Origin of the sequence: Aeromonas sp. S9(2024), assembly GCF_041403185.1 — a bacterium.
GTDB lineage: Bacteria > Pseudomonadota > Gammaproteobacteria > Enterobacterales > Aeromonadaceae > Aeromonas > Aeromonas enteropelogenes.
This window is the reverse complement of sequence record NZ_JBGLRE010000002.1, coordinates 298,431-313,284: the sequence shown is the minus strand read 5'-3', so window position 1 is coordinate 313,284 and position 14,854 is coordinate 298,431. Positions and strand designations below refer to the sequence as shown.

Below are 14,854 nucleotides of genomic sequence, written 5' to 3'. Positions count from 1 at the left end.
GGGGCTATCGGGATTGGGCGGGCATGGTAGCGCCTTGATCCCCGGTGAGCAACCGGCTCTCGTTGGCAAGGTTCAGCAGCTGATCAGCCAGCTCGCTGATGAGGTTGAGCTGCTGGGTCAGCATCAGCTGCTCCTCGCTGCACTCCTGAGCCTCATCCGGGGTGATCAGCAGGCGCTGGCCGCCAAGAGAGCTGGAAGGAGTACCCGCCAGATGACCTGCCGCCTGCTCCAGGGTGTGGCAGATATGGTGGCGCATCTCATCGAGCCCGCTTATCGCCTCCAGCTTGTCGCGATGGGCCCCGAGCGCCGAGATGTAGGAGAGCAGAGCATGGTTGCGCCAGGTGAGGGTAAAGCAGAGATCGAGGAAGCGGCGGCGCTTTTGCGGCTCCACCAGCATGCTCTGCCAGGCGGTGGCCAGCTCGCTGTCCGCGAGATGGGCGCTCTTGCGTGCCACCCGATAGTCGATGGATTCATCCCGCTGCGGCTTGAGGCTCGCCAGCACCGCTGAGAGGTAGCGGGCGTTGGCCGACAGCGAATTGGCGATCAGGGTCGGCAGGCGCTTGTATTGCCAGTCCGGCCAGAGCCAGGCCACCAGGGCGTAGGCAATGAGGCAGCCGAGCAGGGTATCGAGCAGGCGCGGCCCCAGGATGGCAAAACCGATGCCGTCCAGCAGGTTGAACGCCATCAGCACATAGAGGGTGATAAAGCAGACGGCGGCGCTGTAGTTGTTGCGCACCTGGGTGAAGAACAGAAAAGCCGCGAGCCCCATCACCACCAGCTGAACGTGCAGCTCGGGGAAGAGCCAGAGCACCGGGATCCCCACCAGAATACCGGCGAAGGTGCCGAGCATCCGCTGTACCAGCCGGCGGCGGGTAGCGCTGTAGCTCGGCTGGCAGACAAACAGCACGGTGAGCAAAATCCAGTAGCCCTTGTCCATGTCAAAGGCCTGCAGTATGCCGTAGCCAATCACCAGCCCCAGCGAGAGTCGCAAGGCGTGGCGAAACACCATGGAGTGCAGGGTGAAGTGCTGCTTGAGCTGGGCCAGAAATGGCAGGCGGGGCGGGCTTGCCAGCGGCGGCAGGCTCTGGGGGGCCTGATCCGGGTTTTGCAGCCCCTCGGCGCTGCCCAGCAGTTGGTTGATGCTGGCCAGGTTGCGGCGCAGGAACTTCATCGGCGTCAGCAGGGTTTTCGGGTAGTGCTGCTTGAGATGGGTGAACTCCAGCTGATCGCCAAGGGCCTCCAGGGTCCAGTGGATGCGCTTGTTATGAGCATAGGGCTTGTGCACCAGGATGGCGTAGCCGAGCCGCTGGCACGCCTCCGAGAGCTGCAAAAAGACCTCCTGAAAACCGTCCAGTACTATGCCCTGCTTGAGCTCGGCTTCCAGCCGGCTGTAGGGGTAGTGGCTGGAGGTGGCCCGCTCGTGAATTTCCAGCGCCAGCAGGTAGAGGCGCAGCAGGCTGGCGAGCTCCGGGCTTGCCGGATGGCGTGGGGAAAGGCGCGCATTGAGGGCCGACTTGGTGAGGTTGAGCGCGCTCACCAGGTTGATGTTGAGCTGGGCCAGATTGTGGCGAATGGCCTGGGCGCCGTGCTCGTCCGCCGGGAAGAAGCGGGATTTTTCCAGCAAGTAACGGCCAAGGGCGAAGTAACTTTGGGCCAGCTGCTCGTGCAGCGTCTTGTAGGGCAGCAGCCAGAGCCAGAGCAGCGACACCAGCCCGTACCAGAGGGCGCCGGCGCCGAGCGCCAGCGGCTGGTAGAAGAGGCTCGGCGCATGGGCGGCTCCCAGCATGGTGTAGATGGCAATCAGCAGGGTGCCGAAGCTGATGGTGGCGTAGCGGGCACCGAGCGCCCCCACCATCACGAAGATAAAGGTGGAGCTCGCCAGCCCGATGGCAAACAGCCAGGGAGTGGGGTAGAGGTACTGCACGCACAATGAGGCAAACAGGAAGCAGAGCAGGGTCATCCCCAAATTCTTCACCCGGCCCCACAGGCTGTCGTCGGTTTCGGCGATGGCTCCCGCCACTACCCCGAGGGAGAGCAGCACGGTGAGCTGGATGTCGCCGGTCGCCAGGGTGAAGGCAAGCAGGCCGAGGATGGCCAGCAACACCTTGAGGGCGAAGTAGATATGGCTGTCGGTCAACAGGCGGCGCAGCAGGCCGGAAAAGTCCATCGGCATGGAAGTGAGAACAACCCTTTAACGAAACGAGTGCGGGATGGTAACCCGCCAGGATCGGCATGGCCCTGATTTGGATCAGGGCCACTTGGCTTCATCTCCTTGATCTGCAACTTATCCTGACAGAATCGTGCGCCAATAAAAACCCCGCCGCAGCGGGGTCTTGTTCATCATCGGCATCTATCAGTTGCGGTTGCCGCCGAGCAGGCTCAGCAGGCTCAGGAAGATGTTGTAGATGGAGACATACAGGGTCACGGTGGCGGAGATGTAGTTGGTCTCGCCGCCGCGCACGATCTGCTGGGTAGTCAGCAGGATGGCGCCGGAGGAGAACAGCATGAACATGGCGGACAGGGCCAGGCTCAGAGCGCTCATCTGCAGGAAGATGTTGGCGACCATGGCCACCAGCAGTACCCAGAAACCGACGAACAGCATGCCGCCGATAAAGGAGAGATCACGCTTGGTGGTCAGGGCATAGGCAGAGAGGCCGAAGAAGGTCAGCGCGGTACCGCCCAGCGCGGTCATCACGATCTCGCCGCCGCCGTTGTTCATGTACATGTTGATGATGGGGCCCAGGCTATAGCCCAGCAGACCGGTCAGGGCGAAGGTGAACACCAGACCCATGCCGTTGTTGCGGTTCTTCTCGGTCAGGAACATCAGACCGTAAACGCCGATGAGGAAGATGGCCCAGTGCAGGGGCGGCATGTTCATCACGGTTGCGACCCCCGCCACCACGGCAGAGAAGCCCAGAGTCAGGGAAAGCAGCATATAGGTGTTACGCAGTACCTTGTTGGTATCGCGTACGGCACTTTGGGTGCCTGTGTAGATAGAACGGGTATCCATCTTGGTGTCCTCTTGATTTCCGGGTGAAGCGGCAAATTCCGCTTCGTTCATCGCATTGTATGCACTGAAGGTTGGGATGACGAGTGCTGATTTCAAGCGACACCCCAGCTCATTGCCTCCTACTATCCCAAAACAAATATGTATTGCATATGAACAAGGGCTTGACGTAGTATGCACGCCGTTCGGAGGGGTGGCAGAGCGGCTGAATGCACCGGTCTTGAAAACCGGCGATGGGCGACCATCCGTGGGTTCAAATCCCACCTCCTCCGCCATATTGACGAAAAAGCCCGGTCGATGATTCGACCGGGCTTTTTCGTATCTGCGATTCGGGGCAGGGTGGCCCGACGCGCCAGAGCGTCAGGCCAATCTGCACTCAGTGCGGCTGGTGATGCAGCATGCCGGCCGCCACCATCGCCGTGGTAGCCACGGCGCTGCAGCGTGCCGAGTCCGCACAGCCTTGCGAGGTGCCGGCGCTCTGCGCGTCACGTTGATAGACGGGAACCCCCTCTTTGATCGTCTCCTCGACCCGGATATCGGCCAGGGTCTCGGGTTTCACTTTGAGCGGGTTGGCCGAGAGCACCACCATGTCCGCCAGCTTGCCCACCTCGAGAGATCCCTTGCTGCGCTCCTCTTTGTATTGGGTCGCCGCCCACAGGGTCTGGGCCTTCAATCCTTCCAGCGCGGAGACTCGCTGATCCGGTCCGATGGGGCGGCCGGTGCGGCTGACCCGGTTGACGGTCGCATAATAGACCCGCATGGAGTCAGGCAGCGCCACCGGCGAGTCGTGGTGGGAGGTGAAGATCATCCCCAGCTCCCGCGCCCATCCGGTGGGGGAGATATGCTGCGCCCGCTCCTTGCCGAGCACGGAGTCACTGTGCCAGTCCCCCCAGTAGAAGGTGTGCATCGGGAAAAAGGAGGGGAAGATGCCGAGCCGCTGGAACGAGGCGACCTGATCCTTGCGGGCGGTCTGGGCATGGATGGCGACGAAGCCGCGATCCGGCTTGCCATGCTGTTTCTCGCTGGCCTCCACCCCCTTGATCAGCTGATCGATGGCGGCATCCCCGTTGACGTGGGTGAGCAGCTGCCAGCCGTTGCGCTGGGCCAGTTCGATGTAATGGGCGGCCTGCTCGTCGCTCATGCTGGGGTAGCCCTTGTAGCCGACCTCTTGTCCTGCAGGGGGGACGAAATAGGGCTGGGTCAGCCAGGCGGTCTTGCCCTGGGGGGAGCCATCGAGATTGAGTTTGGCCCCTGCTACCCGAAAGCCGTTCATGTACTGCTGGGCGTAGTAGGGCGGGGCGATGACATCCCGCGCGATCTGGATATCGGGATAGGCCGCCACGTCGAGGGGCAGCTTCTCTTTCTGGGCCAGCTGGTACATGGTCTTGACGGCGGACGAGGAGGCGCGCCCCTCCTGGGCCGTGGTGTAACCGAAGCTGGCGTAGAGCGCCATGCCCGCCTTGAAGATTGCCTCGTTTTCCTGGTTGTTCAACTTGGCGAACATCGGCAGCAAGGCGCCAAAGAAGGCGGTCTCCTCCAGCACACCATCCGGAGTCTTGCCGTCCGCTTCACGGCGGATCTTGCCCCCTTCCGGATCCTTGCTGTCCGGGCTGAAGCCGGCCAGCGCCAGCGCCTTGCTGTTGAGGGTGGCGAGGTGGCCCGACTGGTGGATGATGATCACCGGCAGATCCTCTGAGACCGCATCCAGCTCCTGACGGGTGGGGTGGCGCTTCTCCTTGAGCTGGGAGTCGTCATAGCCAAATCCCAAAATAATCCCGTGTGCCTTGTTTTGCGGTTTGGCGGCCCAGTCTCGCAGTCCTTGCTGCAGCTCCGCTATGCGGGTCACAGCGCCATCGGGCGGGGCCAGCAGGTTGGCCGAGAGCGCCTGGATGCCGGTGTTGAAGACGTGGCCATGGCCATCGATAAAGCCCGGGATCAGGGTCTTGCCCTGCAGGTTGACCACACGGGTCGCCTCGTCGCGCAGCTTGAGGATGTCGGCCTCGCTGCCCAGCGCCAGAATGCGGCCATTCTTGATGGCCAGCGCCTCGGCCGTTGGCGCCGCGTCGTTAACGGTGACTATGTCGCCCCCGAGGTAGATGGTCTGGGCGGTGGGTTTGGCGGGGCTGACGGCATAAGCCGAGCTGGCGGCCAGCAGGGCGATGGCGATGGGGGCAAGTTTCATCTGGCATTCTCCGTGCGCGTTGTCGGTGCACCTTGTCCGTGCAGATTGTCCATGTAAACAATGACCCGGGAGGGTGACGGTACCCTGTCACGCAACAGGGCGATCACGTCCCGGCCGGGCAGGTTTGCTTCGCAGCAAATGAATGAATATACAAGGAATTACCCTGCTCAAAAGTGATGCAGCAGCCAAATTGACCGATTTCATCATAAACGCGGCGGGGGCGCCACCAGGCTCCCCCGCCGCTTCCTTTTCCGGCGTTCCCTCATGCTGGCAGCCCTGTTTATGACTCAGTGTGCCACTCCCGATAGTTGGCGAGGCGATAGCCCCGTTTGGCGATGAGTGGCGGCAGGGCCGGGTCGGTCAGGATGGCGAGCTCGGTGAGGCGGGGCTGGCAATAGGAGCTGCCCTGCATCTCCAGATCGATGAAGGAGGGGTGGCACATGATCTCGAGGGAACTGGCCCCAAGTTCATCAGCCTCGTCCAGCAGCTGCAGCAGGGTGTCCCGGGTCAGCTGCTCCCCGTAGAAGCGGGCGTCAAACTGATCGCAGCTCAGGGTATGGTGCACGCTCAGGCCATGGCGGGCGATCTCGCCGCGGTCGATGCGAAGGGGCAGCCGGTGCTCCATGGCAAAGGCTTCCACCAGCGGGTAGAGGGTCGGCAGCATATGCACATGGTGGTGGCTGTCGATATGGGTGGGCGCCTTGCCAAAGAGGTCGATAAAGCGCTGGTACTGGCTTGCCAGCTCACAGCGGATCTCCTCTGGGTCGAGGATGCCCGCCTCGCTCTTTTGCCAGATCCCCTTGTCCAGCATCCCCTGTTCGTTGACCAGGCAGGTGAGCGGGGTGAGCGGGCGTCCCCAGCTCAGCATGAAGTGCAGCCCCACCGGCAGCTCGGGGAAGCGCCCGGCCAGCCAGGCGGCATGTTCGATGGCCGGGGAGGTCACGATGGCGGTGGTGGAGCTGACGACGCCTTGAGTGAAGGCCTCGATGATGCCGTAGTTCTGGGCGCGGCACAGACCGAAGTCGTCGGCATTGATGATCAATCTCTTGCTCATGACGGTTCTCTTCCTTTCAGGCGCCCCGCTCGTAATCAAACGGGGCGCGATGGTCTCAGGCGAGGGCGTCGATGGCGGCAGCGAAGTTAGGCAGGTGTTCGCGGTGGGCCAGCAACAGCTCGCGGGCAACGAGGCGGGCATCGTTGTCGGAGTGAATGAGCGGGTTGAGGTTCATGGCGAGCAGCAGATCCTCCATGTTGCCGCTGATGGCGGCCCGGGAGGCGGCGATCTCGAAGCTCTTGATGAGGTGTACCAGACCATTCACCTTGTCGTCAAAGCGGGTGAGACGGGGGTGGGGGATGGCGCCATCACGTCCGATCCGGCAGGTCATCTCCACCGTCCAGTCGGCCGGGATATTGGTGACATGGCCCTGGTGGGGAATGATGACATAGTGCTCGCTCTGCTTGTCGTTGTAGATGGCGCTGATCACCTCGCAGGCGGCATCCGAGTAGTAGGCGCCGCCACGCAGCTCCAACTCCTTGGGTTTTTCGCACAGCTCGGGGTTCTGGTAGAGATCGAACAGCTTTTTCTCGACCTCTTGCACCACCTGGGCGCGGGCCCCGCCCTTGTAGAACTCGCCCATCTCGATCCCCAGCATCTCCTTCTCCTTGAAGTAGTAACGCAGATAGGAGCAGGGGAGCAGGCGCAGCCCGCGGATGAGGCTGGCATCGAAGGGGAGGTCGAAGATGTTCTTGACCGAGCTGGCGCGGGTCAGGGTGCCGTCGGCTACCCCTTCCAGCAGCTCGTCGAAGCGGGACTCGCCGTTCACCAGCACGTCGCCGATGAAGACCAGGTGGTTGAGGCCGAACAGATCCATGGAGAGGTGATCCTGCTCGGTCAGCTTCAGGGCATCCTTGACGAACATCTTCATGCCGACCGGAATGTTGCACACCCCGACAAAGCGGCGGAAGTTGGTGTGGCGGTGGACTGCCTCGGTCACCATGCCGGCCGGATTGGTGAAGTTGATGAGCCAGGCATCCGGGCAGAGCTCCTCGATATCACGGATGATATCGAAGATGACGGGGATGGTGCGCAGCCCCTTGAACAGGCCACCGGCGCCGTTGGTTTCCTGCCCCAACATGCCGTGGCTCAAGGGGATGCGCTCGTCTTTTTCCCGCGCCTGCAGCTGGCCGACCCGCAGCTGGGTCGTCACGAAGTGGGCGCCCGCCAGCGCTTCGCGGCGATCCAGGGTCTTGTGCAACGTCATGGGGATGCCGGCCTGGCGGATCATCCGCTGGCACAGACTGAAGATGATGTTCAGTTTCTCTTCGCCGGCGGGAATGTCGACCAGCCACAGCTCGCTGATGGGCAGCTCGGCATAACGCTTGATGAAGCCATCGACCAGTTCCGGGGTGTAGCTGCTGCCGCCGCCTATGGTGACTACCTTGATCTTCTCGTTCATAAATCCCTCTTTCATCTTTCTCTATCTGGTTGAACAGGGGCCGCTCTGCTCTGGCGCCGAGCCAGGGATGAGCGGGGCCGCAGCCGCCTGATGCAGGGGCTGGTCAAAATGGGCGAATCGTTATCTAACTCACTGTTTTACATCTGGAACAGGGCCCCGCCTCAGGCAGGGGTTTCAAATTTCGGGTAGAGATATTTGCGATAGCTCCCCGGGGTAAACGAGGTCAGTTTCTTGAAGTTCTTGATAAACAGGCTGACGTCGTTGTAGCCGGTCTCGAAGGCGATGTCGGCCACCGAGTTGTTGGTCACTTCCAGTTGCATCTTGGCGTAGTTGACCCGGATCTCGTTGATGATCTGCATCGGCGTCTTGTTGTAGTAACGCCGGGTGGCCCGGGTCAGGTACTCCTGGCTCTTGCCGCAGAGGGAGACCATGTTGGCCAGCGCATCTTCGGCAAAGAGGGGACGGTTGTGCATCTTTTCCACTGTCTCGTGGAGCCAGAGGGGGAGATCCTCGCTGGCGGAGGCCTCCTTGTAGTGACGCAGCCGGTTCATCACCGCAAAGGTCACCACCTCGAGAAATTCGGTCAGCGCCTCTTCCCGAAAACCGGGGGAGACCAGCACCGATTCTATGTAGCTGAGAAACTCGCTCTTGAGCTGATAGGCCTGGGAGGCGACGAAGTGATCCGGCAGCAGGTATTTGAAGTGCTCGTCAAAGTAGCTGCGGCTGATCCCGACGTTGAAGATGCGGGTGGTGCCGAACTCGTAGAAGCTCTGGTGGCTGGAGCCCAGCGGGATGAAGACCACGTCTCCCCGCTCCAGCAGCACCCGCTTGCCATTGACCTCCTGATAGTAGCGACCGGTCAATACCAGGGTGAACTCGTAGTAGTCGTGCTGGTGCAAACCGGTTCCGCTCACCTGCTTGTTGTAGATGAACATGTGGAACGGTTTGTTGTTGAACAGCTCGGTTTCCCGGATTGTCTTGACGCTCATGAGTCGCTTCCTGATCTGCGAACCTATGACGGGGCAGGGTGCCCCGCTCTGGGATTACTTGCTCTGCAGCTTCTCGTGCAGCTCGATCAGCTCGCTGATCAGCTCACGGGCCAGCATGGAGGTCATCAGATGATCCTGGGCATGCACCAGCACCAGGGTGACCGGGATCTTGCCTTCCCCCTGATCCCCCTCGATCAGCTGGGTCTGCACCAGGTGGGCGGCATTCAGTGCCTCGCGGGATTGGGCCATCAGCTGGTGGGCGGCGGCCAGATCCCCCTCCTTGGCTTTCTTCAGGGCGGTATAGGCCAGGCTGCGGGCCTGCCCCGAGTTGATGATGAGCCCCATCACTACCTCTTCCAGATCGCTGGCGGTATCGCTCTCTGCGGGGATTTGATCCAGATCGAACATGTTTGCTTTCTCCTTGATTGAAACCGGTTAATTGAAACCATTGTGACGGGCGACGTCGGCAAACCAGTGACCGCTCTTCTTGATGGTACGCTGCTGGGTTTCGAGATCGAGGCGCACCAGGCCGTAGCGGTTTTTATAGGCATTGAGCCAGGACCAGTTGTCGATAAAGGTCCAGAGGTGATAACCGCGACAGGCGCTGCCCTCCTCGAGGGCGCGGTGCAGCCACTCAAGGTGCCCGCGGATGAAGTCGATGCGGTAGTCATCTTCCACCCGCCCTTGCGGGCCGATGAAGCGCTCCTCCCCCTCGACTCCCATGCCGTTCTCCGAGATGTAGCAGGGCAGGTTGCCGTAGTTGACCCGCAGATCGGTGAGAATGTCGTAGATCCCTTTCTCGTAGATCTCCCAGCCGCGATGGGGGTTCATCTTGCGCCCCGGCATCTCGTAATAGTCGAAGAGATCCTCCGGGGTGCGCGGCGTGCCTGACCAGGGTTCGTCCTTGGCCTTGACCCGGCGCGGCTGGTAATAGTTGATGCCGAGCAGATCCACCTTGCCGGCGGCGAGCAGCGCCTTGTCTCCTTCCGCTACCTGGGGTAGCAAGTCGTACTGCTCCAGCAGGGCGATCAGCTCGGGGTCGTAGCAGCCCTTGAGGGCCGGGTCGAGGAAGCTCTTGTTGAGCAGCAGATCCGCCCGACGGGAAGCCTGCAGATCGGCGGGCTCTTGGGAGCGGGGATAGGTCGGCGTCAGATTGAGGATGATGCCAATTTCGCCATCTTCCTGGCGTGCCCGGTAGGCCTGCACCGCGCCGGCATGGGCCAGCGCCGTGTGGTAGGCGACGGTGACCGCCCGGCCAAAGTCGATCACGCAGGGGTAGTGATGGTGACCCAGGTAGCCGCACTCGACCGGCACTATGGGCTCGTTGAAGGTGAACCAGTGCTTGATGCGATCGCCAAACAGGGCAAAGCAGTGGCTGGCGTAGTGGATGTAGGCGGCGACCACTTCCCGGCTCTCCCAGCCGCCACGCTCCTGCATGCACATGGGCATGTCGAAGTGGTAGAGGTTGATGAGCGGGGTTATCCCCTCGGCCAGCAGGCGGTCAAATACAGCGTTGTAGAAGGCGACGGCCTCGGGGTTGATCTCGCCGGTGCCATCCGGGATCAGTCGTGACCAGGAGATGGAGGTACGAAAGCTGTTGTGGCCCAACTGCTTGAGCAGGGCGATGTCGCTCTCGAAGTGGTCGTAAAAGGTGGAGGTATCGGTCGGGCCTATGCCACCGTGAAAGCGCTCCGGCGCGATGGCAAACCAGTGATCGAAAATGTTGGCGGACTTGCCGCCGCGAGCGGCGGCGCCCTCCATCTGTGGTGCCGAGCTGGCACTGCCCCACCAGAAGTTATCCGGAAAACGATACTGCATACTGCGTTTCTCCAAACTGGCGGGAGGAGCCGGGCTCCTCCCGCGCATGTCGTCAGAACTTCAGGGCCTGAGCGATATCTTCCTCGCTCTCTTCTTCCTCTTCGATGACGTTCTGGGCCTTGTTGGCGATGATGACGAACGGCACATACATCATGGTGGCCACCCCCAGGTTGAACAGGGCCAGCAGGAAGGCCGCCACGCTACCGTTGGTATTGAAGAAGGCCCCCAGTCCCGCCGGCATGGTCCATGGCGCCATGTTGGTGATGGGTGGAATGAACCCCGTGTAGTAGGCAAACAGGGTGATGCCCGTCAGTACCGGCTGCACCATCACGAAGGGGATGAGCAGCACAGGGTTCATGATGACCGGCAGGCCGAACAGGATGGGTTCGTTGATCTGGAACATGCCGGAGGGCAGGCCCAGCTTGGCGACTTGACGGTAGTCATCGCGGCGGGAGACCATGAAGATGGCCAGGATAAGGCCGAGGGTCGCACCGGTACCACCCAGATAGATGTAAGAGTCGAGCATCGGCTTGGTTCAGACATGGAACTCCTTGCCGGCGGCCAGCGCCGCTTCGACCGAGCCGTATTGGGTGTAGAGCGCCACGTTCTCCAGGGTAAATGGCACCAGGATGCCGTTCTCGAGGGCGGAGAGCGCCAGGGAGCCATGTACCCCGAAGAACCAGAGCAGCGGGGAGAAGAGCACATAGACCCAGCCCACCAGGCCACCCATGCTGGCCAGCGGCGTGGAGATGGTATCCATGATGAGCTGATGGAAGTTGGTGCCGGCGTTGCCGAGCAGGTAGGCGATCACCCCCATGATGGAGAGGATGATGAAGCCCGGGATCAGCGCCGAGAAGGAGCGGGAGACTGAGCCTGGCACGCTGTCGGGCAGGCGGATCACCCAGTTGCGGCGCACGATGAAGGTGAACATCTCGGCCACGGCGATACCGATCAGCATGCCGGAGATGATGTTGGCGCCGCCCAGCCAGTTGGCACCGACGGCGTAGGCTTCACCGACGCTGAACGGAGTGACCGTCATGAAGGCGGCAACCGACAGCAGACCGGCGGCGAGCGGGTCAACCTTGCGCTCTTCCGCCAGCGCCATGCCGATGAAGAAGGGGGTCATCAGGGACATGATCCCCAGGGTGCCGTTGTAGACGCTGCCCCCTATGCTCTTGAAGCCATCCAGGGTGGCGATGGTGGCGGGATCGAGCCGCACCCCCATGGAGTAGAAAAAAGAGCCCTCGCCAAAGCTCAGAAACACGTTGTTGATCAGCACAAACATGGCCCCGGCGAGTGTCAGGGGCATCAGTTTGATAAAGCCGTTCTTGATGGCATTGACGTGAGGCTGTTTGCCCAGCTTCACGGCAATCGGCAGGATTGCCTTCTCCATCGATGCGATAAGGTTGCTCACATCCCTCTCCTTACTGTGCGCTGTGCTGCTTGATGGCCGCGACGGCCGCCTTGAGAACACCCAGACCATCCACTTTTCCGTACAGGATGGAGTCGATCACCTCGACCGGCTTGCCCGGCAGTTGTTGCTGGATTTCCGGCAGCATGTAGGCGATTTGCGGGCCCAGCAGGATCAGGTCGGCATCGACCCCCTTCTCGGCGGCCAGGGTCTCCGGATAGGCATCGATCACCACGGGGACATCATATTTTTCTGCCTGCGCCTTCATCTTCGAGACCAGCAGTGACGTGGACATCCCGGCAGAGCAAAACAGGTAGATGTGCTTCTTTTCCATAACCATTCCCTCAACGCTTGAAAATCAAATGAACAAACCGGTCGAGACGGCGGCGAGTCGCGCTGCAAGCCTTGATCATCTCCAATTGACCTTATTGTATCGACACATCCTGTTTGACTGGTATTTCGCGGTTTAAATCAATTGTCTCTGATTGACTATGCAATCTGCCGCCCTTCACAGTTTTCGATGTGCCAGGATTGGGGAAAAGGCGACATAACGAAGATAAAAAGTGAGGCTTAAGATTTATTTTCAATTAAATCAATTGTTTGTGTGTTTGTTGTGGCTTATTGACCTGCTTTGCGAGAAAAATGCGAAATTGTCTTCACCGGTTCAAATTCACAAGCGAATGCAATCTGATTGATATTCCCGCCAGATCTTTCATATCGTCTTAATATCACTCAGATGGGGTTTTATTGACCTCGCGTTAATGAGGAATCAACCAGAGAGGGGAGGGCGGTCAGGGCGCCTGAAAGGTGAGAGAGGGGCAAAAGAGATAATAAGGAAGAGTGACAAGCGCTAACTGGCAAAGAGCGGGAGAGGCAGCAGAAAGCAGGACAGGCAAAATAGAGCAGTCGGTGAAGCAAGCAAAGCGGATCAGATAAAGAAAGCTGAGCCCGTAGAAGAGGGAAACGCCTTGGCTTGCGTTCTCTCTCCCCCTCTGAAAAGGCCAAGGCGCCAAGGCGAGAGAAAAGAAGCGGCCCCGGTACAAAGTGCCGGGGCCGCGAGTCGTCTCTTGCAGGGCGCAGACGCCAGTATGTCAATGTTGGTGAATTATCCCACCAGACCCATCGCCTGGGGCAGTGCCATCGAGATGGCTGGCACATAGGTGACCAGCAGCAGCACCAGCGCGATGACCGCGAAGAAGGGCAGCAGCGGCTTGATGACCCCCTCAATCTTGATCTCTCCAATCTTGCAGCCGGTGAACAGGATGGGGCCGACTGGTGGTGTTATGGTGCCCAGGGAGAGGTTGAAGATCATCATGATGCCGAACTGCACCGGATCCATGCCGAACTGGGTGCAGATGGGCAGGAAGATGGGGGTGAAGATCAGCACTGCCGGGGTTGGGTCCATGAAGGTGCCCACCAGCAGCAGCACCAGGTTCATGATCAGCAGGATGATCAGGAAGCTGTCGGTGAAGGAGAGCAGGCCGGAGGCGATCAGGGCCGGGATCTTGGTGAACGCCATCACCCAGGACATGATGGAGGAGGCGGCCAGCATCAGGATCACGATGGCCGTCATCTTGGCGGTCGCCAGGAAGATGGCTGGCAGGTCGGCCGCCTTGATGTTCCGGTAGCATATGCCGAGCACGAGGGAGTAGACCACGGCAATGGCAGAGGCCTCGGTGGCCGTGAAGATCCCCCCGAGAATGCCGCCAATGACCACTACTATCATCATCAGGCTGGGAACCGCATCCAGCAGCAGCTTGAGATGCTGACCCTTGAGGGAATTTTTCTCCGCCACATAGCCACGACGCTTGGCGATGAAGCCCGCTACCAGCATAACCCCCAGTCCCCACAGGATGCCGGGGACATATCCTCCCATGAACAGGGCGGTAATGGAGACGCTGCCTGCCACTGTGGCATAGACGATCAGGGAGTTGCTGGGGGGGATCAGCATGCCGGTCGGGGCCGAGGCAATGTTGACCGCGGCGCTGAAGGCGGGATCGTAGTTATCCTTCTTCTGGATCGGGGACATGATGCCGCCGATGGCCGCCGCAGAGGCGACGCCGGACCCACTGATGGAGCCAAACAGCATGTTGGCGACCACGTTGGTTTGGGCCAGGGGGCCGGGCAGGAAGTTGCTGACGATCTTGGCGCAGTTGATCAGCCGGATGGCGATGCCGCCATTGTTCATCAGGTTGCCGGCCAGGATGAAGAAGGGGATGGCCAGCAGGGCGAAAGAGTCCAGGCCGACGAAGACTCGCTGGGCCGAGGTCAGGATGGCGCCATCAAACGGCAGGATCATCGCCATCGCCAGGAAGGAGGAGAGCCCGATACTGATGCTGATGGGGGTGCCGATGAACAGCAGGATAAACGCACCGATGAACATCACCAGCGCAACAACAACCGCAATATCCATGGTTACACCTTTTGCTTGAAGGAGAATTGCCTGGCCAACCCGTACTGGTTGTACAGGCAGTAGAAGACAGCCAGCACGCCGCTGATGGGAATGGCGGCATAGATCACCCCGATGGGGATCTGCAGCGCGGAGTCGAGTTGCCCCATCTGGCGATTCATGCCGATATAGCCACCCACTGTCAGGACCAACAGGGCAAAGGCCGTGGTGGCCAGCTCGCCGATCATCTCCATCAGGATGCGCACATTGTGGGGCATACGATCGCGCATGAAGGTGATCGCCATGTGCTCACGCAGACCGAAGACGTAGGCGCCCCCGATCAGGACCAGCCAGATGAACAGGTAGCGGGAAAGCACTTCGCTTACGGCACTGGGGCTGTTGAACAGATAACGGGTCACGACCTGATAGGTGACCAGCAGCGTCATCACCCCCACGAGGGCGATGCAAAAGTAGGAGACGGCAAGATCCACTTTCTGCTTGATGCTGGTCAGGGTGGCGCAGAAGCCCTTCTGAACAGCGGGTTCACTTGGTGCAGAGAAAGGAGTCGGTTGTTCAGTGGGTTTCATGACTGATCCTCATAA

The 14,854-nt window shown here is 60.5% G+C and carries 11 protein-coding genes, 1 tRNA gene and 1 pseudogene; 1 reads left to right on the top strand and 12 read right to left on the bottom strand.

Going from position 1 to position 14,854, the window contains the following annotated elements; translation table 11 throughout:
• Positions 1-4: 4 nt before the first annotated feature.
• Both yccS and ACB028_RS04685 read right to left on the bottom strand, forming a co-directional pair.
• Positions 5-2,173, bottom strand: coding sequence for a YccS family putative transporter (yccS, locus tag ACB028_RS04690; RefSeq protein WP_216993994.1), 2,169 nt, complete (start codon positions 2,171-2,173; stop codon positions 5-7).
• A gap of 180 nt (positions 2,174-2,353) precedes the next feature.
• On the bottom strand, positions 2,354-3,010 hold the full coding sequence (locus tag ACB028_RS04685) for a Bax inhibitor-1/YccA family protein (protein WP_026457102.1): 657 nt from the start codon (positions 3,008-3,010) through the stop codon (positions 2,354-2,356).
• Positions 3,011-3,194: 184 nt separating this feature from the next.
• On the opposite strand from ACB028_RS04685, the gene ACB028_RS04680 reads away from it, so the two are divergent.
• A tRNA-Ser gene (locus ACB028_RS04680) sits at positions 3,195-3,282 on the top strand.
• Between the two features lie 101 nt (positions 3,283-3,383).
• Here the strand turns inward: ACB028_RS04680 and ACB028_RS04675 are convergent.
• The 10 genes and pseudogenes from ACB028_RS04675 to ACB028_RS04630 form a co-directional block, all read right to left on the bottom strand.
• Positions 3,384-5,189 (bottom strand): amidohydrolase, encoded by a 1,806-nt coding sequence (locus ACB028_RS04675; protein WP_371143637.1) that lies wholly within the window; start codon positions 5,187-5,189, stop codon positions 3,384-3,386.
• A 280-nt stretch (positions 5,190-5,469) separates the two neighbouring features.
• Complete coding sequence (gene chbG, locus ACB028_RS04670) at positions 5,470-6,243, bottom strand: chitin disaccharide deacetylase (RefSeq protein ID WP_371143636.1); 774 nt, start codon at positions 6,241-6,243, stop codon at positions 5,470-5,472.
• 55 nt (positions 6,244-6,298) lie between these two features.
• Positions 6,299-7,645 carry a 6-phospho-beta-glucosidase gene (locus ACB028_RS04665; RefSeq protein ID WP_042073023.1) on the bottom strand — a complete coding sequence of 449 codons (1,347 nt, stop codon included), beginning with the start codon at positions 7,643-7,645 and terminating at the stop codon, positions 6,299-6,301.
• A 161-nt stretch (positions 7,646-7,806) separates the two neighbouring features.
• The gene (chbR, locus tag ACB028_RS04660) at positions 7,807-8,634 is read right to left on the bottom strand and encodes a transcriptional regulator ChbR (RefSeq protein WP_026457346.1); all 828 of its coding nucleotides are present in this window, start codon (positions 8,632-8,634) and stop codon (positions 7,807-7,809) included.
• 54 nt (positions 8,635-8,688) lie between these two features.
• Positions 8,689-9,042 (bottom strand): PTS N,N'-diacetylchitobiose transporter subunit IIA, encoded by a 354-nt coding sequence (gene chbA, locus ACB028_RS04655; protein ID WP_026457347.1) that lies wholly within the window; start codon positions 9,040-9,042, stop codon positions 8,689-8,691.
• 27 nt (positions 9,043-9,069) lie between these two features.
• Positions 9,070-10,452 (bottom strand): glycoside hydrolase family 1 protein, encoded by a 1,383-nt coding sequence (locus ACB028_RS04650; RefSeq protein ID WP_371143635.1) that lies wholly within the window; start codon positions 10,450-10,452, stop codon positions 9,070-9,072.
• A gap of 52 nt (positions 10,453-10,504) precedes the next feature.
• Positions 10,505-11,845 (bottom strand): annotated as a pseudogene (gene chbC / locus ACB028_RS04645) (PTS N,N'-diacetylchitobiose transporter subunit IIC).
• A gap of 31 nt (positions 11,846-11,876) precedes the next feature.
• Complete coding sequence (locus tag ACB028_RS04640) at positions 11,877-12,197, bottom strand: PTS sugar transporter subunit IIB (protein WP_026457940.1); 321 nt, start codon at positions 12,195-12,197, stop codon at positions 11,877-11,879.
• Positions 12,198-12,968: 771 nt separating this feature from the next.
• Positions 12,969-14,276: a TRAP transporter large permease gene (locus tag ACB028_RS04635; RefSeq protein ID WP_042027755.1), complete on the bottom strand. Its 1,308-nt coding sequence runs from the start codon at positions 14,274-14,276 to the stop codon at positions 12,969-12,971.
• A 2-nt stretch (positions 14,277-14,278) separates the two neighbouring features.
• Positions 14,279-14,839 (bottom strand): TRAP transporter small permease, encoded by a 561-nt coding sequence (locus tag ACB028_RS04630; protein WP_371143634.1) that lies wholly within the window; start codon positions 14,837-14,839, stop codon positions 14,279-14,281.
• Positions 14,840-14,854 lie beyond the last annotated feature (15 nt).